The organism is Aquabacter spiritensis (assembly GCF_004346185.1).
Classification (GTDB): Bacteria; Pseudomonadota; Alphaproteobacteria; order Rhizobiales; family Xanthobacteraceae; genus Aquabacter; species Aquabacter spiritensis.
Genome location: NZ_SMAI01000003.1, coordinates 44,131 through 63,683, shown reverse-complemented (window position 1 = coordinate 63,683; position 19,553 = coordinate 44,131). Strand labels below are relative to the sequence as shown.

Annotated in this window: 19 protein-coding genes; 12 read left to right on the top strand and 7 right to left on the bottom strand. The window is 68.5% G+C overall.

The window, feature by feature from the left end:
• Window positions 1-2 precede the first annotated feature (2 nt).
• From coaE to EDC64_RS06630, 4 genes are all read left to right on the top strand, one after another.
• Window positions 3-626: a dephospho-CoA kinase gene (gene coaE, locus EDC64_RS06645; protein WP_132030773.1), complete on the top strand. Its 624-nt coding sequence runs from the start codon at window positions 3-5 to the stop codon at window positions 624-626.
• Window positions 619-1,356: a DNA polymerase III subunit epsilon gene (gene dnaQ / locus EDC64_RS06640; RefSeq protein WP_132030492.1), complete on the top strand. Its 738-nt coding sequence runs from the start codon at window positions 619-621 to the stop codon at window positions 1,354-1,356. The genes coaE and dnaQ overlap by 8 nt, the downstream gene beginning before the upstream one ends.
• A gap of 166 nt (window positions 1,357-1,522) precedes the next feature.
• Window positions 1,523-2,389, top strand: coding sequence for a YihY/virulence factor BrkB family protein (locus EDC64_RS06635; RefSeq protein WP_132030491.1), 867 nt, complete (start codon window positions 1,523-1,525; stop codon window positions 2,387-2,389).
• Window positions 2,386-2,862: an MmcB family DNA repair protein gene (locus EDC64_RS06630; RefSeq protein ID WP_132030490.1), complete on the top strand. Its 477-nt coding sequence runs from the start codon at window positions 2,386-2,388 to the stop codon at window positions 2,860-2,862. The genes EDC64_RS06635 and EDC64_RS06630 overlap by 4 nt, the downstream gene beginning before the upstream one ends.
• A gap of 9 nt (window positions 2,863-2,871) precedes the next feature.
• On the opposite strand, the gene EDC64_RS23460 is transcribed toward EDC64_RS06630, so the two are convergent.
• The 3 genes from EDC64_RS23460 to EDC64_RS06615 all read right to left on the bottom strand — a co-directional run bounded on the left by EDC64_RS23460 (window position 2,872) and on the right by EDC64_RS06615 (window position 5,428).
• Entirely contained in the window at window positions 2,872-3,285 is a 414-nt protein-coding gene (locus EDC64_RS23460) for a DUF4174 domain-containing protein (RefSeq protein ID WP_165933663.1), read from the bottom strand.
• 166 nt (window positions 3,286-3,451) lie between these two features.
• Window positions 3,452-4,006: an ActR/PrrA/RegA family redox response regulator transcription factor gene (locus EDC64_RS06620; RefSeq protein ID WP_132030488.1), complete on the bottom strand. Its 555-nt coding sequence runs from the start codon at window positions 4,004-4,006 to the stop codon at window positions 3,452-3,454.
• A gap of 105 nt (window positions 4,007-4,111) precedes the next feature.
• A complete protein-coding gene (locus EDC64_RS06615; RefSeq protein WP_132030487.1) occupies window positions 4,112-5,428 on the bottom strand; it encodes an ActS/PrrB/RegB family redox-sensitive histidine kinase in 1,317 nt (438 codons plus the stop codon).
• A 258-nt stretch (window positions 5,429-5,686) separates the two neighbouring features.
• Between EDC64_RS06615 and EDC64_RS06610 the strand changes: the two genes are divergently transcribed.
• Together EDC64_RS06610 and EDC64_RS06605 are read left to right on the top strand one after the other, a co-directional pair.
• Entirely contained in the window at window positions 5,687-7,051 is a 1,365-nt protein-coding gene (locus EDC64_RS06610) for a polyhydroxyalkanoate depolymerase (RefSeq protein ID WP_132030486.1), read from the top strand.
• Window positions 7,052-7,171: 120 nt separating this feature from the next.
• Window positions 7,172-7,930, top strand: coding sequence for a M48 family metallopeptidase (locus tag EDC64_RS06605; protein ID WP_132030485.1), 759 nt, complete (start codon window positions 7,172-7,174; stop codon window positions 7,928-7,930).
• Here the strand turns inward: EDC64_RS06605 and EDC64_RS06600 are convergent, their stop codons facing one another.
• The 3 genes from EDC64_RS06600 to EDC64_RS06590 form a co-directional block, all read right to left on the bottom strand.
• On the bottom strand, window positions 7,931-8,347 hold the full coding sequence (locus tag EDC64_RS06600; protein WP_165933662.1) for a DoxX family protein: 417 nt from the start codon (window positions 8,345-8,347) through the stop codon (window positions 7,931-7,933). It abuts the gene before it with no gap.
• Window positions 8,348-8,453: 106 nt separating this feature from the next.
• Window positions 8,454-9,524, bottom strand: coding sequence for an AbrB family transcriptional regulator (locus EDC64_RS06595; RefSeq protein WP_132030483.1), 1,071 nt, complete (start codon window positions 9,522-9,524; stop codon window positions 8,454-8,456).
• Between the two features lie 17 nt (window positions 9,525-9,541).
• Window positions 9,542-10,732 carry a pyridoxal phosphate-dependent aminotransferase gene (locus EDC64_RS06590; RefSeq protein WP_132030482.1) on the bottom strand — a complete coding sequence of 397 codons (1,191 nt, stop codon included), beginning with the start codon at window positions 10,730-10,732 and terminating at the stop codon, window positions 9,542-9,544.
• A 269-nt stretch (window positions 10,733-11,001) separates the two neighbouring features.
• Here EDC64_RS06590 and EDC64_RS06585 point away from each other — a divergent pair, with 269 nt between their 5' ends.
• The 5 genes from EDC64_RS06585 to EDC64_RS06565 all read left to right on the top strand — a co-directional run bounded on the left by EDC64_RS06585 (window position 11,002) and on the right by EDC64_RS06565 (window position 15,815).
• On the top strand, window positions 11,002-11,592 hold the full coding sequence (locus EDC64_RS06585) for a malonic semialdehyde reductase (RefSeq protein WP_132030481.1): 591 nt from the start codon (window positions 11,002-11,004) through the stop codon (window positions 11,590-11,592).
• A gap of 432 nt (window positions 11,593-12,024) precedes the next feature.
• The gene (gene rho, locus EDC64_RS06580) at window positions 12,025-13,290 is read left to right on the top strand and encodes a transcription termination factor Rho (RefSeq protein WP_132030480.1); all 1,266 of its coding nucleotides are present in this window, start codon (window positions 12,025-12,027) and stop codon (window positions 13,288-13,290) included.
• 191 nt (window positions 13,291-13,481) lie between these two features.
• Window positions 13,482-13,772, top strand: coding sequence for a hypothetical protein (locus EDC64_RS06575; RefSeq protein ID WP_132030479.1), 291 nt, complete (start codon window positions 13,482-13,484; stop codon window positions 13,770-13,772).
• 43 nt (window positions 13,773-13,815) lie between these two features.
• Window positions 13,816-14,151 (top strand): hypothetical protein, encoded by a 336-nt coding sequence (locus EDC64_RS06570; protein WP_132030478.1) that lies wholly within the window; start codon window positions 13,816-13,818, stop codon window positions 14,149-14,151.
• 98 nt (window positions 14,152-14,249) lie between these two features.
• A complete protein-coding gene (locus tag EDC64_RS06565) occupies window positions 14,250-15,815 on the top strand; it encodes a glycosyltransferase family 4 protein (RefSeq protein WP_132030477.1) in 1,566 nt (521 codons plus the stop codon).
• Window positions 15,816-16,064: 249 nt separating this feature from the next.
• Here the strand turns inward: EDC64_RS06565 and EDC64_RS06560 are convergent, their stop codons facing one another.
• Complete coding sequence (locus EDC64_RS06560; protein ID WP_245504569.1) at window positions 16,065-18,125, bottom strand: thioredoxin domain-containing protein; 2,061 nt, start codon at window positions 18,123-18,125, stop codon at window positions 16,065-16,067.
• Here EDC64_RS06560 and mnmE point away from each other — a divergent pair.
• Window positions 18,116-19,426 (top strand): tRNA uridine-5-carboxymethylaminomethyl(34) synthesis GTPase MnmE, encoded by a 1,311-nt coding sequence (gene mnmE, locus EDC64_RS06555; protein WP_132030476.1) that lies wholly within the window; start codon window positions 18,116-18,118, stop codon window positions 19,424-19,426. The two genes, EDC64_RS06560 and mnmE, sit on opposite strands and share 10 nt — an antisense overlap.
• The last annotated feature ends 127 nt before the right edge of the window (window positions 19,427-19,553 follow it).

The following is a 19,553-nucleotide window of genomic DNA, read 5'->3' as shown; positions in this document are numbered from 1 at the left end:
GCATGTGGGTGCTCGGGCTTACCGGTTCGATCGGCATGGGCAAATCGGCGACCGCCGGCCTGTTCGCCGAGGCGGGCATCCCCGTCTACGACGCCGATGCGCGCGTCCATGCGCTCTATCGCGGCGCGGCGGTGGCGCCGGTGGAGGCGGCCTTTCCGGGCGTCGCGCGCGACGGGGCGATCGATCGGGCGGCCTTGTCGCGGCAGGTGCTCGGCGATCCCGAGGCGATGAAGCGCCTGGAAGCGATCGTCCATCCTCTGGTGCGGGAAGAGGAAGCCGCTTTTCTGGCGGCGGCGCGGGCGGCGGCGGCGCGGCTCGTGGTGCTCGACATTCCGCTCCTGTTCGAGACCGGCGGGGCTGGGCGGGTCGATGCGGTGGCGGTCGTCAGCGCGGCGAAATCTGTGCAGGCGGCGCGCGTCCTCGCCCGTCCGGGCATGACGCCGGAGCGATTTGCCCTCATCCTCGACAAGCAGATGGCCGATTCGGAAAAGCGCCGCCGCGCCCATTTCGTCATCGATACCGGGCGCGGCTTTCCGGCGGCGCGGCATCAGGTGCGCGGCATCGTGCGGGCGCTCGCCGGGCCGGGCCGCCGCTTCGGATCAGACAGACGGGACAGCCATGCGTGAGATCGTGCTCGATACCGAAACCACCGGGCTCGATCCGCTCGGCGGGGACCGGCTGGTGGAAATCGGCTGCGTGGAGATGGTCAACCGGATCCTCACCGGCAATGTCTTCCACGTCTATCTGAACCCCGAGCGGGACATGCCGCAGGAGGCGTTCAACGTTCATGGCCTGTCCGCCGAGTTTTTGTCGGACAAACCGAAATTCGCCCAGACGGCGGACGAGTTCCTGGCCTTCATTGCCGACGACACGCTGGTCATTCACAACGCCGCCTTCGATATCGGCTTCCTGAATGCCGAATTGGAGCGGTCCGGACGACCGGTGATCGCGCGCGACCGCGTCATCGACACGCTGGCGCTTGCCCGCCGCAAGCATCCCGGCGGGCCGAACAGCCTCGACGTGCTGATGAACCGCTACGGCATCGACAGTTCGCGCCGGGTGAAGCACGGCGCGCTTCTCGACGCCGAATTGCTGGCCGAGGTCTATAGCGAGCTGCTCGGCGGGCGCCAGGCGATGCTTGTGGGGCTGGTGGAAGAGACCTCCGCCGCGCCGCGTCTGGTGGCGGCGCCTGTTCTCGCCGCCCGTCCGCGGCCGGTGCCGCTGCCGCCGCGCCTGACCGACGCCGAGATCGCGGTGCATGCGGCATTCGTCGACGGGCTCGGGGACAAGGCGCTGTGGCACGCGTATCTGCGTCCGGAAGAGGGTGCCGGTGCGGTAAGGGCGATCCCGGCCTGAGTGCGGCGCGGCCGTGCTATGATCGCGTATCCGAGCCGGACGGGAGCAGGGCGGGGCGCCTCCGCCCCAGCGCTTTCGGCCGCTCCTGACGAAAAAATGAGGGAGCGTCCCGATCGACAAGCAAGCGGGAGCGTTTCCGATCCGTAGGTTCGGGCGGAAGAGCGGCATGTTGCGGCGCGGTTATCACATCGTCATGGATGCATTCTGGACCTTCGCGGCCGATGACGGCTGGGCGATCGCCAGCCACATCGCGCTCTCGATCCTGATGTCGCTGTTTCCATTCCTGATTTTCGTGACCTCGCTGGCCGCCTTTCTCGATCTGCGGCCGCTGGCCAACGAGACCATCCAGCTCATTCTCGACACCTGGCCGGACGAGGTGGCGGAGCCGATCGCCCGCGAAATCTACAATGTCGTCAATCATGTCCGCACGGACCTGCTGACCTTCGGCGTCGCGCTGGCGATCTATTTCTCCTCCAACGGCGTCGAAAGCCTGCGGATCGGACTCAATCGCGCCTACCAGACGCGCGAGGAGCGGGCCTGGTACCGGCTGCGGCTGGAATCGATCGCTTATGTGCTGATCGGCGCGCTCGGTATGCTGGCGCTCTCTTTCCTCGTGGTGCTCGGACCGCTGTTCTGGCGCATCGTGGAGAGCAATCTCCCGGCGGTGCGCCATCTTGCTCCGGCGGTCACGCTGGCGCGCTACGGTGCAACCTCGGTCGTACTCGTGATCGGGCTCGTCGTCGCGCACAAATGGCTGCCGGCGGGTCACCGGACGCTGCGCGAGATCGCACCGGGCATCGGCGTGACCCTCGCTTTGTGGCTGATCGCGGCCGCCGCCTTCGGTTTCTATCTCGCCGAGTTCCCGGCCAATTACGTCACCACTTATGCCGGCCTCGCCTCGGTGATGATCGCGCTCGTCTTCCTCTATCTGACCGCGACCATCTTCCTGTTCGGCGGCGAGTTCAACGCCGCCATCGAGCGCGCGCGTCGGGCCCGGAAGGCGTTAGAGGACGGTCTTGAGGTGTCGGCGTGACGGGGGAGCCGGCGCTCCGGCCCGACGGCCGCCAATCCCCGGCGGCGCTGGCGCTGCAGCGCGGTGTGCTGCGCCATCTCGCCGCCTTGGGGCTGGTCGGCATTCCCGAATTCGGCCTCGTCTCGGGTCGGCGCGCCGATATCGCCGCGCTCGACGCCAAGGGCGAGATCGCCATCGTCGAGATCAAATCCTGCATCGCCGATTTTCGGGCCGACCGGAAATGGCCGGACTACCGGCTCCATTGCGACCGTCTGTTCTTTGCGGTGGCGCCGGATTTTCCCCTGGAGATCCTGCCGGATGCGGTGGGTATTCTGGTCGGCGACGCGTTCGGCGCCGAACTTGTGCGGCCCGCGCCGCTCCACCCGCTTCCCGCGGCGACCCGCAAGGCGCTGCTGATCCGGCTCGCGCGGGCCGGGGCCGGGCGACTGGCACGGCTTTACGATCCCGACGCGCTGGGCCTCGGCGAATTTTAGCCGGTTCGGCTACTGGCCGCGGCGCATCTCTTCGCGCCGCATGGGCATGCGGTCGATCAAAGCGAACGCCGAGGAGAGCTCCGCGGGCGCGGTCCAGCGTTCGGCGATATGCCCGTCCTTCCCGACCAGAATCACCTGAAACGCCCCGGCCGGCACATTCAGGGTGCGGCGGAGCGGATCGTCCGGCGTCGTAACCGTGAGGACGACCATGTCGCGCTCGGCGAGCCCCGGGCGGTCGGCCTGGATGAGGGTCATCTGCCGGCGGAAGGCGGCCGCCTCGGCGGTGGGGGCCACCACGATCAGAGGCCGGGCCTTCCAGCGATAGGCGGCGAGATCCTGAGACGCGCTTTGGGGCGCGCCTTGGGCGGTGGCGGCGGCAGGCACCGCGACCATGGCACAGGCGAGTAGAAGAGCGGTCAGCATGGGCAGGAAGCTCCGCATCGCGTCTGGGGTTCCCGCCGGCATCGTCGGCAGGGCATCCGCAGGCGGCAAGACCCTCTGCATACGGCCGATGGCGCAAACTGGATGGCTCGCCGTCCGGGCGATCGGCCGGACGGCGCCTTTTCCGATGCGGTCTTCGGCGGACCGCCTATCGCGGCGCCCGCTTTGCCAGGATGCGCTGGAGTGTGCGCCGATGCATGGAAAGGCGCCGTGCGGTCTCCGAAACATTGCGTCCACACAATTCGTAGACGCGCTGGATGTGCTCCCAGCGCACCCGGTCGGCGGACATCGGGTTTTCCGGCGGCGACGGCTTGTGATCGCCGCTCGCCATCAGGGCCGCGACGACATCGTCGGCATCCGCCGGCTTGGCGAGATAATCCACCGCGCCGAGCTTCACCGCCGTCACCGCCGTCGCGATATTGCCATAGCCGGTGAGCACGACGGCGCGGGCGCCGGGGCGATGCTTCTTCAGCGCGGAGATCACGTCGAGCCCTGTCCCGTCGCCCAGCCGCATGTCGACGACGGCATAAGCGGGGGCGCCGTTCTCCATCTGCGCGAGCCCTTCGGCGACGCTTTCGGCGGTCGAGACGACGAAGCCGCGGCTTTCCAAAGCGCGGGCGAGCCGCTGCAGGAAAGAGCGGTCGTCATCCACGAGCAGCACCGAGCGCTCGCCGTCGAGGTCGGACACAATCGGGTCGGCCATGATGTTCTTCCTTGTGGACGCGGCACTCGGGGACGCGGACCTTGCGCCGGCTTTTACTCCGGTTTGAGGAGAGAATAGGCCGGTCAGTGGCGTTTTGTCGCGCCTTTATGCCTCGAGGGCGAGCGCGCTGCGGGTCCAGGAGATGTTGACCTCGGCGCCGGTGGCCGGCGGTTGGCGGTTTTCCACCCACAGGTTCGCCCCGGTGCGCTCCAGCAGTGTCTTGGCGATGAAGAAGCCGAGCCCGAGGCCGCTCTCCTCCTCGGCGCCCATCTGGCGGTCGCGGGCGCGGCTCGTGACGTAAGGCTGGCCGATCCGGTCGCTGACCTCCGGGGCGAAGCCGGGGCCGTCGTCGCGCACCACGATCTCCATCCGCGTCGTGGTCCAGCGCGCCTCGAGGTCGACCCGGGTGCTGGCGAAGTCCACCGCATTCTCGACCAGATTGCCGAGCCCGTAGATCAGGCCGGGATTGCGCGCCAGGACCGGCTCGTCGGCGCGATCCTCCGGCAGGGCGACCGAGATGACGATGCCGAAATTGCGGTGCGGTTCGACCACCTCTTCGAGCAGATGGGAGAGCGGCATGCGGTCGAAGGGCGCGTCGCCCGAGCCGAGCGAGGTGAGGGTCTGGAGGATGTCGCGGCAGCGCTTCACCTGGTCGCGCAGCAGCGCGATGTCCTCGGCATGGGGATCGTCCGCGGCGAGCGAGCGCTCCAGTTCCTTGACCACGAGGGCGATGGTGGCGAGCGGCGTGCCGAGTTCGTGGGCGGCGGCGGCGGCGAGGCCGTCGAGCTGCGAGAGATGCTGCTCGCGCGCCAGGACGAGTTCGGTTGCCGCCAAAGCGTCGGCGAGTTCGCGCGCCTCCTCCGCCACCCGCCAGGAATGCAGGCCGATAAAGCCGATCGAGACCGAGATCGACACCCACATGCCGGCGAGGAACAGGTCCGGCAGGACCGGCGCCTCCGACCCCGCCCAAGGCAGCGGCTGGTGCCAGAGTCCGACCGCGCCGGCGCAGGCGATGGCAAACAGGCCCAGAATGACGGTCGCGGTCCACGACAAAGCGGCGGCCGAGATCATCACCGGCGCGAGATAGAGCAGGGCGAACGGATTGTTCAGCCCGCCGGTCAAATAGAGCAGCGCGGTGAGCTGGAGCACGTCATAGGCGAGCAGCGGCCCGGCGGCGATGTCGCTGAGCCGCCGCGCCACCGGAAAGCGGGCGCGCAGCAGCAGGTTCACCACCGCCGAGAGCGCCACCACCATCAAGGCGGGACCGATCGGCAGGGGAAAGCCGAGCAGCACATAGACCACGAACAAGGCCACGGTCTGCCCCGCCACCGCGAGCCAGCGCAGCCGGATCAGCGTGTCCAGACGCAGGCCGAGCGAGCGGCCATGGGGGAAATTGGTGAAGGCGGAGGAGGCGAGCGACATGGAAAGGCGGCCTGTCAGGGGTAGGGAACCAGGAAACGCGCGAAAGCGTCTTTATTCAAGAAGTTATGGAAAGATGGGGAAGTCTGCACACGCGTGTGATCGCGTGCCGCATTGCACAATCCGGCAGTGAATGGTCGGCCTCGCGCAAGCATATTTGTGTATGACGGGCCGAAACAACTCATGGATCTTTCGTTGAGATTGACCGTTTGACACTTGCGCGACACTCTCGGCGCCCGAAAAGAGGATGAGAATCGGCCAATGGCGATCGGTGAATTCGGCGGTGCTGTGAAGCAGCCGGCCGTGAGTGGAACGACCCTCTCGGGCCCGCTTTACGTCATGTACGAAATGGCGCACGCGGCGCTCAATCCCTCGCGCGCCATGGCGGATGCCAGCCGGCTGTTCTTCAACAATCCGATGAATCCCGCCGCGCATACGCCGATGGGCAAGTCGGTGGCGGCCGGGCTCGAACTGTTCGAGCGCGCGACGCGGCGCTACGCCAAGCCGGATTGGCGCCTGCCTTATACGATGGTGGGCGGCGAGCGGGTTCCGGTCCATATCAATCCGGTCTGGGTCCGCCCCTTCTGCCGCCTGCTGCATTTCGAGCGCGCCTTTGATCATCCGCCGCGCCGGCCGCAGCCGCGCCTCGTCATCGTCGCGCCGATGTCGGGCCATTACGCGACCCTGCTGCGCGGGACGGTCGAGGCCTTCCTGCCGACCCACGACGTCTATGTCACCGACTGGGCCGACGCCAAGATGGTGCCTCTCCAAGAGGGCCGGTTCGGCCTCGACGATTATGTCGACTATCTGATTTCCATCTTCCGCCGCATGGGCGGCGATTGCCATGTCCTCGCGGTCTGCCAGCCGGCGGTCCCGGTGGCGATGGCGGTGGCGCGCATGGAGGCGATGGGCGATCCGTTCGCGCCGAAATCCATGATCCTCATGGGCGGCCCGATCGACACGCGGGAATCGCCGACCGCAGTGAACCAGCTCGCGGTCGAGCGCGGCATCGATTTCTTCCGGCGCAACGTCATCACCCGCGTGCCCTGGCCGCATCCCGGCGCCATGCGCCCGGTCTATCCCGGCTTTCTCCAGCTCAATGGCTTCATGACCATGAATCTGGATCGCCATCTGATCGCCCATTACGACCTGTTCCGCCATCTCATCCAAGGCGACGGCGACAGCGCGGAAAAGCACCGCGAGTTTTACGACGAATATCTCGCCGTGATGGACCTCGATGCGGACTTCTATCTCGAGACGGTGGAGCGGGTCTTCATCACCCACGCTTTGCCCAAAGGCACGATGACCCATCGCGGCGAGCCGGTGCGGCTCGACGCGATCCGCAATGTCGCTCTGATGACGGTCGAGGGCGAGAAGGACGACATTTCCGGCGTCGGCCAGACCTACGCGACCCACCGCCTGTGCCCCGGCGTGCCGGACGATCGCCGGGCCCATTGGCTCCAGCCCGAAGTCGGCCATTATGGCGTGTTCAACGGCTCGCGCTTCCGGGCCGAAATCGCGCCGCGAATCTCGGATTTCATCCTGAGCCAGGAAGTCCCGCGCAAGGCCGGCAAGGCCGAGGGCGCGTCCATCTCGGCGCTGCGGCCGCGAATCGTCCCCTCCTGATCGCGCGGCGGGCGCTCGCATATCTGTGTTCAACTCGTAAAGTTTTGCACTGCGACCGGCGGCGGCCGTGCTCTAGTCTCGCCTCGAAGATTCGCGCCGCCGGGTTTTAACGTGCAGCCCATGCTGTTCCGCAGACAGGATCGTAAGACGCCCGCGCCCCGGGTGGAATGGATCGAGCTTCAGCTCGACGGGGAAGCGCTGCAGGTTGCCTTGCGCCGGCATCCAACGGCCCGCCGCATGACGCTGCGCGTGCGCAATGCGACGCGCGACGTGGCGGTGACGGCTCCCCTCGGTATCTCGCTCTCGACCGCGGACGCCTTCGTCCAGCGCCATGCCGCATGGATCCGCACCCGCTTGTGCCGACTGCCGGAGCCCGTTCCGTTTGCGGACGGCGCCAGCGTCCCGCTGCGCGGCGATCCGCACCGGATCGTTCATCGTCCCGGCGCACGCGGCAATTGCTGGCTGGAGACGGAGGACGACGGCACGGCGCTCCTCTGCGTCGCGGGCGACGCCCCGCACGTGGCGCGGCGGGTGCGCGACTTCCTGAAGCGGCAGGCCCGCGCCGATCTCCTCGATGCCGTCCGCCGCCATGCGGCGGCCTTGGGGGTGGAGGTGGGACCGGTCACGCTGCGCGACACGTCGAGCCGGTGGGGCTCGTGCTCTGCGGACGGCGCCTTGTCCTTCTCCTGGCGGCTCATCCTCGCCCCGCCTTTTGTGCTCGATTATCTCGCCGCCCACGAAGTCGCGCATCGGCTGGAGATGAATCACGGTCCGCGCTACTGGCGGAACGTGGAACGGATCTTTCCCGGCCGGCGGGCGGCGGAGACCTGGCTGCGCACGCACGGCGCAGGCCTCCACCGCTACGGGGTCACGCCGTAATCAGCGTCGCGTCCGGCGTCCGGCACCGACCGCATAGGCGCCCGCGCCCGCCACGAAATAGAACATGGTGCCGCCGATCAGCCCCAGATTCTTCAGAAACTGGATCTGCTGCATCGCGGCCGGGCCGGGCTCGGAGAATTCCCAGAAGCGATGCGCCGTCAGGGTCGCGACCAGGACGAAACCGCCGGTCAGCACCGCGGTGAGGCGCGGCAGGAGGCCGAGAAGGAGCAGAATGGGCAGAAGAATCTCGGCGGCGCCGGCCGCCACGGCCATCGCGTCCGGCGCGGGGACGCCCATGCGCGTCATGTAGGCGGTGGTTCCCGCCAGATCCATCAGCTTCCTCACGCCCGAGGGCAGGATGAGGACCGCGAGCAGGATGCGTCCGACCAGGAGCGCGAGATTGTCGAAGAAGAGCACAGGGAATCCCCGAAACGGCCACGGCCGAGATGCCGATCCGGCCTTGTCCGGCGCCCGATGCTGCGGCGCAATGCAGGGGCGCGACACATGATTGTGATCGCGGCTGTCAGGGCCCCGGGTCCTTGGGGCGCGCCTGGAAGAGGAGATGGGCGACCAGCGGCAGGACGACGGACAGCCCCGCGAAGCGGAAGATGTGGTGCGCGCTCATGAAGGCGGGATCGTAGCCGAGCGCGAAACCCAGAACCGTCATCGTCTCGAGGGCACCCGGCGCGAAGGCGGTGATCAGCTTGCCGGCATCTTCCCCGGTGAGCCAGGCGGCGAGCAGGGCACAGGCCACCGAGACCGCCATCGCCACCACAAAGGCGCCGAGGGAGGCGAAGAGACAGTCGCGCAAGGTGGCGCGCGTGGTGCCGCGGAACCGCACGCCGACGCCGGCGCCGAGCACCAGGAAGCTCGGCACCATCAAGGCGTCGGGAATCTGAGCGTCGGACAGGCCGGAGGCATGCAGCGCGCCGCTCGCCGCGAGCGCGCCGACGAGGATCCCGCCGGGCACGCGCAGCCGGGCGAACAGGAGCCCGCCCGCCAGGCTCGCCGCCAGAAGGAGGCCGATATCGAGCAGCGGGGAGGCCGGCGGCGGAGCGAAGGCCGGCCCGCGCGTGCCGCCGGTGCCGAGCAATTGGGTGAGCAGCGCCACCAGAAGGAACAGGCGCACGCCTTGGGCGAAGGCGACCCGCCGCATGTCGGCGCCGCTCGCCGAGGCGAGCGACAGAACGGCCGCGAGCGCGCCGGGAGCCGAGGCGTAGAAGGCGGTTTCCCGGCTCCAGCCGGCGACCCGCATCAGGAACACCGTGACCCCGGCCATGACGCCGACCAGGCTGAGGGCGAGGCAGGCCATGCTGACCGGCCAGGTTGCGGCCTGCCCCAGCATGCCGGGGGTGAGCGCGGTGCCCATCGAACAGCCGAGAATGAGGAAGCAGACGAAGCGCAGGGCCTCCGGCACCCGGACCGGAGCGCCGCTCAAAGCAAGCGCCGTCGTCGCGAGCAGCGCCCCCGACATCCAGGGCGCCGGCAGGGCGAGAAGGAAGAAGGCAATTCCCCCGAGCGTCGCGACGCCCAGCGTGAGAAGCGTCGGCACCAGAGCGGCGCGCCAGCGGTGGGGGGAGAAGCGGATCGCCATGACGGGAGCCGGCGCGCTCAGGCGCGCCGGCCCTCGATCCAGGCGGCGAGCCGGGCCGCTGCGATCGCGAGCTGATCCGGGCTGCGGGCGAAGCACAGCCGCATGAAGCCGGCTCCGCCCGGCCCGAAGGCGGTGCCGGGCGCGAGCCCGATTCCCGCCTCGTCGACCAGCCGCAGGCCGAGACGGCGCACGTCATCCTCGCCCGCGATGCCGAAGAACAGATAAAACGCCCCCGGCGGCGGGGCGAGCCGCACCTGTCCGGTCGCCGACAAAGCGGAGCAGAGCAGATCGCGCCCCTGCCGCGCCCGCGCGACCTGCGCCGCGACGAACGCTTCGCCGGCATCGAGCGCCGCGATGGCACCGCGCTGCATGAAGGCGGCGACGCCGGAGGTCGAATATTGAATCAGATTCTCGATCACTTGGCCGAGCGCGGGATCGGCTTCGATCCAGCCGATGCGCCATCCCGTCATGGCCCAGTTCTTGGAGAAGGTTTGCACGAACAGGATGCGGTCCTGCGGATCCATGACGTCATGGAACGAGGGCGCGCGGCCCCCGGCAAAATGATACCGCCCATAGATTTCGTCGGCGACGATCCACAGCCCATGGCGCCGCGCCAAAGCGAGGACGGCCTTAAGGTCGGCATGGCTCGCGACGAAGCCGGTGGGATTGGCCGGGCTATTGAGGAAGATCGCCCGGGTGCGCGGCGTGATCGCGCCGGCCAGCCGGTCGTGATCCAGGGTGAAACCCTCGGGCCCATAATGGAACGGGACGTGGACCGGGTGCGCGCCGGCGGCGCTGGCGGCGGCGGGCGCGTTCGGCCAGACCGGCGAGGGGATGATGATCTCGTCGCCCGGCCGCAGCACCAAGGCAAAGGCGATCTGGATCGCCTGCATCCCGGAGCCGGTGACGAAAAAGCGCTCGGGGTCCGGATCGAGGCCGTAATGCCGGGCATGGTAGCGCGCCAAAGCCGCCCGCAGATCGGGCAGGCCACGCTGCCACGTATAGAAGGTCTCGCCGGCGGCGAGCGACTGCGCGGCCGCGGCGCAGATGAAATCCGGCGTCGGCTGATCGCCCTCGCCGGCCCAGAGCGGGATCAGGCCGTCCTTCAGCCGTCCGTAATTCATCACCTCGACGATCCCGCTTTCCGGCAGGTTCCGGGCCGCAGGGCGAAGCGCGTCGATCAGGGCGGAGGGAGGGGGCGGGGACATCGGCCGCTCGGAAAGGAAAATCGGCCGGACCATAGCGGCGTTTGCGACGCCGCGCCTCTGCCGATTTTTCAGAGCCGAGCGGCGACCCTTGCAAATTCGCTCGCCCCGGCAGGGGCCTGCGCGCCCCCATGCCCGAGCGCACGAGGTTCTGACGCAACGTTATTGCGTCGGCGCAAGCCCACACTTGCAAGGCGCGGGCTTGGCAGGTGCCTTCCGCCGTCTTAGGTGCAAGACAGGCCCAGTCCGGGCTGCCCTTATTTGGTGATCTCATGACCTATCGCATCGACCCGGCTGCCATCGACACGCTCTTTCTCAAGGCGCGCTCGCACAATGGCTGGACCTCCGAGCCCGTTTCCGAGGCGGAACTGCGCGCGCTGTACGATCTGATGATCTACGGGCCGACTTCGGCCAACACCCAGCCGGCGCGGATCGTCTTCCTGACCACGCCCGAGGCCAAAGAGCGGCTGCGTCCCGCGCTCTCGCCGAGCAACCACAAGGCGCTGGCGGCGCCGGTCATCGCCATCATCGGCTACCACCTGGAATTCTACGACAAGATTCCCCAGCTCTTCCCGCACAATCCCGGCTTCCGCGACCTGTTCGTGAACAATCCGGGGATGGTGGAGCCGCATGCCTTCCGCAACTCCGCGCTCCAGGGCGCCTATTTCATCATGGCCGCCCGGGCCGTCGGGCTCGATGTCGGCCCGATGTCCGGCTTCGATCCGGCCAAGCTGGATGCCGAATTCTTCCCGGACGGGAAAGTGAAGACCAATTTCATCGTGGCCCTCGGGCATGGCGACCACTCCAAGGTGTTCGATCGCTTGCCCCGTCTGCCGTTCGAGGAAGGCGCGAGCATTCTCTGATTCGGCGCCGTTCGGCGGCAGGAACGGGGATCCGCCCTTCGACGAGGGCGGACCGGCACCGCTCCCGCTGCCCGACGGGAATGGCCCGCGGCGGATCGGGGCGGTGCTCCGACCGCCGCAGGTGTTTGAAACGACGATTGTTTTTCTCTCCCGCCACGCCGGCTGCCGCGGTGGGCGGCCCTGCCCGTGCGTCAATATCGCACCTGTGAACACGCGGGGCTTGCGCGGTGCCGCGTCCGTCGGCTATGGTTCTACCGCTTTCCCAAACGCAGGCGGCGCGCGCTTCGCTTCTCGGTCCCGTCAGAGATCGGGTTGGCGCGTCAGGCGGAGCCAGAGCGCCCGGCTCTCCTGAAGACCTGCGATCCCCCCTTCCCATCTACCCGGCTTCCTCCGAAGCCGCAGGTACAATTCAGAATTTCGAGGCTTTCCCTTATGCGGGAAGTGAAACTTCAGGATCTCAAGTCCAAGACCCCGGTCGAACTGCTCTCTTTCGCTGAAGAGAACGAGGTCGAAAACGCGAGCACCCTGCGCAAGCAGGAATTGATGTTCGCCATCCTCAAACAGCTCGCCGCCAGCGAAACCGAGATCATCGGCGAAGGCGTGGTCGAGGTGCTCCAGGACGGCTTCGGCTTCCTGCGCTCGCCGGACGCGAATTACCTGCCCGGACCGGACGACATTTACGTCTCGCCCTCGCAGATCCGCCGCTTCGGCCTGCGCACCGGCGACACGGTGAACGGCCAGATCCGTTCCCCCAAGGAGGGCGAACGCTATTTCGCGCTCCTCAAGGTCAACACGATCAATTTCGAGGATCCGGAAAAGACCCGGCACAAGATCAATTTCGACAATCTCACGCCACTCTATCCCGACGAGCGGCTGAAATTGGAGATCGAGGATCCGACCAAGAAGGATTATTCCGCCCGGATCATCGACATCGTCTCGCCGATCGGCAAGGGCCAGCGCGGCCTCATCGTCGCCCCGCCCCGCACCGGCAAGACCGTTCTGCTCCAGAACATCGCCAAATCCATCACCGCCAACCATCCGGAATGCTTCCTGATCGTGCTGCTCATCGACGAGCGGCCCGAGGAAGTCACCGACATGCAGCGCTCGGTGAAGGGCGAGGTGGTGTCCTCGACCTTCGACGAACCGGCCTCGCGCCACGTTCAGGTCGCCGAAATGGTGATCGAGAAGGCCAAGCGCCTGGTCGAGCATGGCCGCGACGTGGTCATTCTCCTCGATTCGATCACCCGTCTCGGCCGCGCCTACAACACCGTCGTGCCCTCCTCGGGCAAGGTGCTGACCGGCGGCGTCGACGCCAACGCCCTCCAGCGGCCCAAGCGCTTCTTCGGCGCGGCCCGCAATATCGAGGAAGGCGGCTCGCTCACCATCATCGCGACCGCGCTCATCGACACCGGCTCGCGCATGGACGAGGTGATCTTCGAGGAGTTCAAGGGCACGGGCAATTCGGAAGTCATCCTCGACCGCAAGGTTTCCGACAAGCGCGTCTTCCCCTCCATCGACATCACCCGCTCGGGCACCCGCAAGGAAGAGCTGCTGGTGCCGGCCGACGTGCTCAAGAAGATGTATGTGCTGCGGCGCATCCTCAACCCGATGGGCACCGTCGACGCGATCGAATTCCTCCTGGACAAGCTGCGCCAGACCAAGACGAATTCGGATTTCTTCGATTCCATGAACACCTGATCCCGCACCACCCGGGTTTTGTGTCGCGGCGCCGCCTCCCCGAGGCGGCGCCGTTTTATTGTGTCTTTAGTCTTTCGCGCGGAAGGTCTATCTAGATATCGCATCTATTGGATAGGCTTTCTGACATGCGGTTACGTTACCTTACTTTTCTTTCCCTCGCCGTTGCTCTTGCTGCGTGCGGTCCCGAAAAGATGGCGAAGCCGGGCGCCAGCCAGGCGGATTACGACGTCGCCCGCACGCGCTGCGAGGCCCAGGCCTGGGCTCAGCTGCCCGCGGCACCCAGCACCTACATGGTGCGGCCCGCTTACATGTCCCGGGAAGGCATGAACTGCGTGAAGAACGACCATGGCAGCCATGATTGCAATCCGCGCGAGGTCTGGAACCCGGCGGTCTATGGCACCAAGGACGCCAATGCCTCGGGCCGGGAGACCATCGTGCGGGCGTGCCTGCTCAATGACGGCTGGACCCCCGCCTCCAGTTGACGTGGCGGGCCGCTGCGGACCCTGCACCGCCTGGCTTCGGATCGTGTCGGCCGCCACCGCCTTGGGCCTTGCGGCCTGTGCGCCGGAGGCGCCGCCCCCTGTCGGGGCGCAGCGCGCCGCCGACCTTGCGCTGCGCCGGTGCACGGCGCTCGCCCTCCAGGCGTTTCCCCACGTTTCGGCCAATACGCTCGTGGCGCCGGGCGTCTACACCACTAACGGCATCGCCTGCCGGCCCGATCCGGTGTTCGGCACCGCGTGCGCGCCGCGCGCGAACTGGCTTCCGCCGGCGGCGGGCGATCCCGCCGCACATGGCGAAGCCCGCGCGGCCCTGGTGCGGGCCTGCCTCGCCCGATCGGGCGTTCCGGCGCCGGTCTATTGATCATCCGGCCGTCCCGTGCGGCGGAATGGGCGAGTTTGTTGCCAAAAAGCACGGGACTCTCCACCGTCCGTCAATCATATAGCGACAGAGTGGGTGTGATGGATCGGGCGGCCGCGGCGCGCGCCCAAGGCAGGGATGTGCGGGCGATGGAGACCGGGAACGAGCGCGGAGCGGGCCCCAGCGGGCGCGTGCGGCGCATCATCGTGGATTGCACCTTCATCACGCCGCATCCCGCGCAGACCGGCATCCCCCGGGTCGTCGAACATTATGTGCGCCACGGGGCCGAGGTCGCAAAGCGGCTGGGCGTGGACCTCGTCGCGGCGCAATGCGTCGACGGCATCTACCATCTGCGCGGCGCGGTGCCCGCCGAGGCGCCCGCGAGCCGGCGCGACCGTCCGAGCTTCGCCTTCAAGGTGGTGCTCGAGCTGGTCCGCTATCTCTCGCGCATCCTGCGCCATGGCGCGGAGCTGGTCGGCGCGCTGCTGCCCGCGCGGCCGATCCGGCGGGCCATGGGCGCCATCGCCGGCTGGAGCGCCGGCCTGGTGTCCGCGCTGCGCCGGAAGGATTCCGACCGCCGGCGCGAGCCGGGCACGCGCTTCTTTCTCGGGGCGGGGGACATCTTGTTCTGCCCGGGCTATTGGCACGACATGGACATGGAGGTCTATGAGCGCGCCCGGGCGCAGGGCGCGGAAATCGTGTTCCTGGTCCACGACATCCTGCCCGTCACCATGCCGACGCACTACCAATATCCCTGGCGGCAGGATTTCGCGCGCCGCCTGTCCCGCTCCTTCGGGACGGTGAGCCATTATTACGGCATCTCGCGCCAGACCCTGTCCGAGGTCCGCGCCTTCGGCGCCTGGCAGGGGCACGAGGTGCGCGGCAGCGTCGCCTATAACGGCTTCGACCCTCCGGCACCGGGCGGGGGTGCGGTCCTGCCGGCGGTCGCGGATGTGCTGACACAGAAGCCCTGGCTGATGGTGGGCACGCTCGAGCCCAAGAAGGGGCACGGCGATGCGATCGCCGCGTTCGAGCATCTGTGGCGACGCGGATACCAGCGGCCGCTCGTGCTGGCCGGTCGGCACGGCTGGATGAGCGAGCCGATCGTCGACGCCATCCGCGCCTCTCCCTGGCTCGGGACTCGTCTGTTCTGGTTCGAGGGGCTGCAGGATGCCAGCATCTCCGCCCTCTATGCGGGCGCCCATGCGCTGCTCTTCGGTTCCCTCGCCGAAGGGTTCGGCCTGCCGCTCCTCGAGGCGGTCGCGCACGGCACGCCGGTCCTGGTGCGCGACGCGCCGGTCGCCCGCGAGATCCTCGGCCCCGTGGACTGTTATTTTGCCGACATGGCCCAATTGGTCGCACGGATTGAAGCCCTCGAGGCGCCGGACCAGCATGCGGCCCTGTGCCAGCGGCTCGCCGGCCTGACCTGGTTCGGCTGGCGCGACGTGGTCGAGGCCGTCATTCTCGATCTCTTGCGGCGTCCCGAGGATCGCAAGCAGGACGGCGCTCTGCTCGCCGCTGTGACGCGGTTGCCGGTTTGGCCCGGCGCGGCACGCCCTGTCTCGAGGACAATCGAACCGCCCGGCTCTGCGGCCGAACGGCGGCGGACCTTTGCCGTCGTTCAGACACACGCAAACGACCCGGCATCAATCAAAGCACAATCTTGAGTTGATCGAAGGGGAGGCCTGTCAGCGGCCGTTCGATGGCTCGTCCGAGGCAAACCTCATCGAGAGGCAATCGCCCGATGAGGGGGCCTTTCCGGGCATTATTTCGGACGGCGATGTCATAATTCTCCGCTGACGCCGTCTTCGGACCCGTTTCGGCCATTTCAGTCGGGTTTCGGTCTCCTGCGTCGCCGTGCGCCTCCGGGATGTGCGATTGGACCGCGTCGCGCATCCCGGAGGGTGTCGGGGCCGTCAGGCCGTCCCGGTCGACCGCGCGAACGCGGCAGCCAACAGCTCCGGCGCGGTCAGGGGAAGGGAGCAGCGCCCGTCGCGGCAGACGAAGGCGGCGCCTGTGGGCGGCGCGGCGTCCAGCTGAGCGCGGGCGAGGCTGCCCGCCGGAAGATCGGCGGCGTCCCCCGCGCGGATGAGAACCCGATCGAGGAAGGGGATCCGCTGCGCTTCGGCGGCGAAGCGCTCCGCCGCCGCGCCCACCACCGCCACTTCCGCCAATATCAGCCGCGCATCGATGGCGTTGAGCAGCGCGCCATGCGCCAGCGCGGTCTTGGCGGCGACCCCCGAGAGAGCGGTGAGAATCCGGTCGGCCCGCGCCCGCAGATCGTCGCGCCCCGTGAGGGCGGACAGCCGCACAAGCGCCTCGGCGGCGACGCCGTGATAGTTCGGCTGGGCTTCGTCCATCGTCGCGAGCGGACGCACGACGAGCGCGTCGGCATCGTCCGCGGTGAGGAAATAAGCCCCGGACGCGGGATCCGCATGGTGCCGTTCGAGCGCGTCCAGGAAGCCCTCGGCGGCGTCCAAGGGCGCGCGGTCTCCCGTCGCTTCGTGCAGGGCGATGCCGGCCCGCGCCATCGCGGCGAGGTCGGTCGCGAGCCCTGGAAACACCAGCTTGCCGTCCCGATAGGCATGGCCGAGGCGCCCGTCGCGCACCATGAGGCGGGCCACCGCCGCGAAGGCGCGGTCCGCTTGGGCGATCCAGCCGGGTTCGCCGAGGAGGCTGCCGGCGCGGGCGAGGGCGGCGATCATGAGCCCGTTCCAGTCCGCCAGGACCTTGTCGTCAAGCCCGGGCCGCACCCGCTTTTCGCGCTCGGCGAGAAGGGCCGCCCGCATCGGGGCGAGCCGGACCTCGTCCGCCGCGTCGACATCGCCGACCGCGGTGCGGTTGAGAATGACGGCGCCTTCCCAATTGCCTTCCGCGGTGACGTCATAGAAGCGGCCGAAATAGGCCGCGTCCTCGGCGCCGAGCACGGCTTCGACCTCGCGCGCGGTCCATACATAGAACCGTCCTTCATGGCCGTCGCTGTCGGCGTCGAGGGAGGCGGAAAAGGCGCCGTCCGGCGTCGTCATCTCGCGGGCGAGCCACCCGACCGTTTCGCGCGCGCGCTGCAGGAAGAGCGGATCCCCGGTCTCGACAGAAGCGAGCGCCAGCAGTTCGAGGAGCTGGGCATTGTCGTAGAGCATCTTTTCGAAATGCGGCACGAGCCACGCCTCGTCGACGCTGTAGCGGGCGAAGCCGCCGCCGAGATGGTCGTAGATGCCGCCCTCGCACATGCGGTTGAGGGTGAAGGCGGCGGTCGGGCGCAAGGTCGTATCGACGCCGCGTCCGCCGGCGCGCCACATCAGTTCCAGCAGCCCGCATTGCGGAAATTTCGGCGCCCCGCGCAGCCCGCCATGGGTGCGATCGAACAGCGCCGCGATCTGGACCGCCGCACGGTCCAGCTCCGGCAATCCGATCGCGGCCTGACCTTCCGGCCGGGCGGCGGCTTCGAGCCGGGCCAGTATGGCGTCGCGATTCTGGCGGATCTTGTCCGGGCTTTCCTGATAGACCTGCGAAACCTGTTGGAGGACGTCTGTGAAGCCGGGCCGGCCATAGCGCGCCGTGCGGGGAAAATAGGTGCCGCCCCAGAAGGGCGCGCCGTCGGCGTCGAGGAACATGGTGAGAGGCCAGCCGCCTTGTTCGCCGAGCTGGTGGAGGGCGGCCATATAGATCTGGTCGACGTCCGGCCGCTCCTCGCGGTCGACCTTGATGTTCACGAACAAGGCGTTCATCACACCGGCGACGAGCGGGTCCTCGAAGCTCTCATGGGCCATCACATGGCACCAATGGCAGGCGGCATAGCCCACCGAGAGCAGGACGGGCTTGCCGCTGGCGCGCGCTTCGGCGAATGCCTCCGGTCCCCAGGGCCACCAATGGACTGGATTGTCCTTATGCTGGAGCAGATAGGGGCTGGTCTCGGCGACCAGGCGATTCTCGCTCATCATCGGCTCCTTGGAGGAGAGGGTTTCCCGTGCGGTCATCCGACACCATCTTCGCATTGTCCAGCGGCCGAGGGCCGGCTGGAATCGCCGTCGTGCGCATTTCCGGTCCTGCGGCGGCCGAAGCCGCGCGGGACATGACCGGCGCGGTGCCACAGCCGCGCGCCGCGCGGCTGTGTGCGATCCGCGATGCCGAAGGCGCGCCGCTCGATCGCGGGCTCGTCCTGTTCTTTCCCGGCCCCGCCAGCGCCACCGGCGAAGACGTCGTGGAGTTGCATTTGCACGGCGGCCGGGCCGTCGTGGCTGCCATTTTGCGAACGCTCGCGGCGCGGCGGGGGTTCCGCCCGGCCGAACCCGGGGAATTCACGCGCCGCGCCTTTTCGCACGGCAAGATGGACCTTGCGGAAGTGGAGGGCCTCGCCGATCTGGTCGCGGCGGAGACCGAGGCGCAGCGCCGCCAGGCGCTCGCGCTCGCCTCCGGGGCGCTGTCGCGGCGGGTTTCCGGGTGGCGGGATCGCCTGGTTCGGGCCCTCATGCTGGTGGAGGCGGGGGTCGATTTCGCCGAGGAGGAGGATGTGCCGGGCGAGACGAGCGCACCCGCCCGGGCCGAGGCGGCCCTGCTCCTCGACGAGATCGAGCGCGCTCTGGCGGAGGCCGGGCGCGGCGAGCGGGTGCGGGACGGTCTCGTGGTGGCGATTGCGGGTCCGCCCAATGCCGGCAAGTCGACGCTGCTCAATTGGCTGGCCGGCCGGGAGGCCGCCATCGTCTCGCCCATTCCCGGCACCACCCGCGACGTTCTCGAAGTCCATCTTGAGCTCGCCGGCCAGGCGGTCACGCTTCTCGACACCGCCGGGCTGCGCGCGACCGAGGATGCGGTGGAGGCGGAAGGCGTGCGCCGGGCGGCCTCCCGCGCCGCTGCCGCGGACGTGGTTTTGTGGCTGAGCCCCGACGATGCGCCGCCGCCGGACGGTCTCGCCGCCGCCATTCCGGTGCGCAGCAAAGCGGATCTCGGAGGCGGGGAGCAGGGCGGGGTGATGGTGGAAGGCGAGCCTCTTCCGATCTCCTGCCGCACGGGGGCCGGCCTGGACGATCTTGTGCGGTTGATCGCGACCCGGGCGGACGCGTTGGCCGGCGGCGAGCCCGCGCTCTTGACCCGGGCGCGGCAGCGGCATGCGCTGGCGGGGGCGGCCGTCCATTTGCGGCGGGCGGGGGTGGCGTCGGCCGAGGAGTTTCTCGCCGAAGACCTGCGCCTCGCCGCGCGGGCGTTGGACGAAGTGGTCGGCCGGGTCGATGTCGAGGATGTTCTCGACGCTCTGTTCCGGACCTTCTGCATCGGCAAATAACGCCCTGTTTCACGTGAAACATGACCGCGGCGCGCGCCCCCGGACGGGCCGTTGCGTCGGGGGGTCGTGCGGCGAAGTCCTGCGCCGCGCAGTCCGCGCAGCGGAGAGCCGCCGCGGAATGTTTCAC

What these genes read in the sequence shown, in the direction of transcription:
- coaE (WP_132030773.1), top strand. Translation starts at nt 3, where the DNA reads ATGTGGGTGCTCGGGCTTACCGGTTCGATCGGCATGGGCAAATCGGCG.
- dnaQ (WP_132030492.1), top strand. Translation starts at nt 619, where the DNA reads ATGCGTGAGATCGTGCTCGATACCGAAACCACCGGGCTCGATCCGCTC.
- EDC64_RS06635 (WP_132030491.1), top strand. Translation starts at nt 1,523, where the DNA reads ATGTTGCGGCGCGGTTATCACATCGTCATGGATGCATTCTGGACCTTC.
- EDC64_RS23460 (WP_165933663.1), bottom strand. Translation starts at nt 3,285, where the DNA reads ATGCTGACCGCTCTTCTACTCGCCTGTGCCATGGTCGCGGTGCCTGCC.
- EDC64_RS06620 (WP_132030488.1), bottom strand. Translation starts at nt 4,006, where the DNA reads ATGGCCGACCCGATTGTGTCCGACCTCGACGGCGAGCGCTCGGTGCTG.
- EDC64_RS06615 (WP_132030487.1), bottom strand. Translation starts at nt 5,428, where the DNA reads ATGTCGCTCGCCTCCTCCGCCTTCACCAATTTCCCCCATGGCCGCTCG.
- EDC64_RS06610 (WP_132030486.1), top strand. Translation starts at nt 5,687, where the DNA reads ATGGCGATCGGTGAATTCGGCGGTGCTGTGAAGCAGCCGGCCGTGAGT.
- EDC64_RS06605 (WP_132030485.1), top strand. Translation starts at nt 7,172, where the DNA reads ATGCTGTTCCGCAGACAGGATCGTAAGACGCCCGCGCCCCGGGTGGAA.
- EDC64_RS06595 (WP_132030483.1), bottom strand. Translation starts at nt 9,524, where the DNA reads ATGGCGATCCGCTTCTCCCCCCACCGCTGGCGCGCCGCTCTGGTGCCG.
- EDC64_RS06590 (WP_132030482.1), bottom strand. Translation starts at nt 10,732, where the DNA reads ATGTCCCCGCCCCCTCCCTCCGCCCTGATCGACGCGCTTCGCCCTGCG.
- EDC64_RS06585 (WP_132030481.1), top strand. Translation starts at nt 11,002, where the DNA reads ATGACCTATCGCATCGACCCGGCTGCCATCGACACGCTCTTTCTCAAG.
- rho (WP_132030480.1), top strand. Translation starts at nt 12,025, where the DNA reads ATGCGGGAAGTGAAACTTCAGGATCTCAAGTCCAAGACCCCGGTCGAA.
- EDC64_RS06575 (WP_132030479.1), top strand. Translation starts at nt 13,482, where the DNA reads ATGGCGAAGCCGGGCGCCAGCCAGGCGGATTACGACGTCGCCCGCACG.
- EDC64_RS06565 (WP_132030477.1), top strand. Translation starts at nt 14,250, where the DNA reads ATGGATCGGGCGGCCGCGGCGCGCGCCCAAGGCAGGGATGTGCGGGCG.
- EDC64_RS06560 (WP_245504569.1), bottom strand. Translation starts at nt 18,125, where the DNA reads ATGACCGCACGGGAAACCCTCTCCTCCAAGGAGCCGATGATGAGCGAG.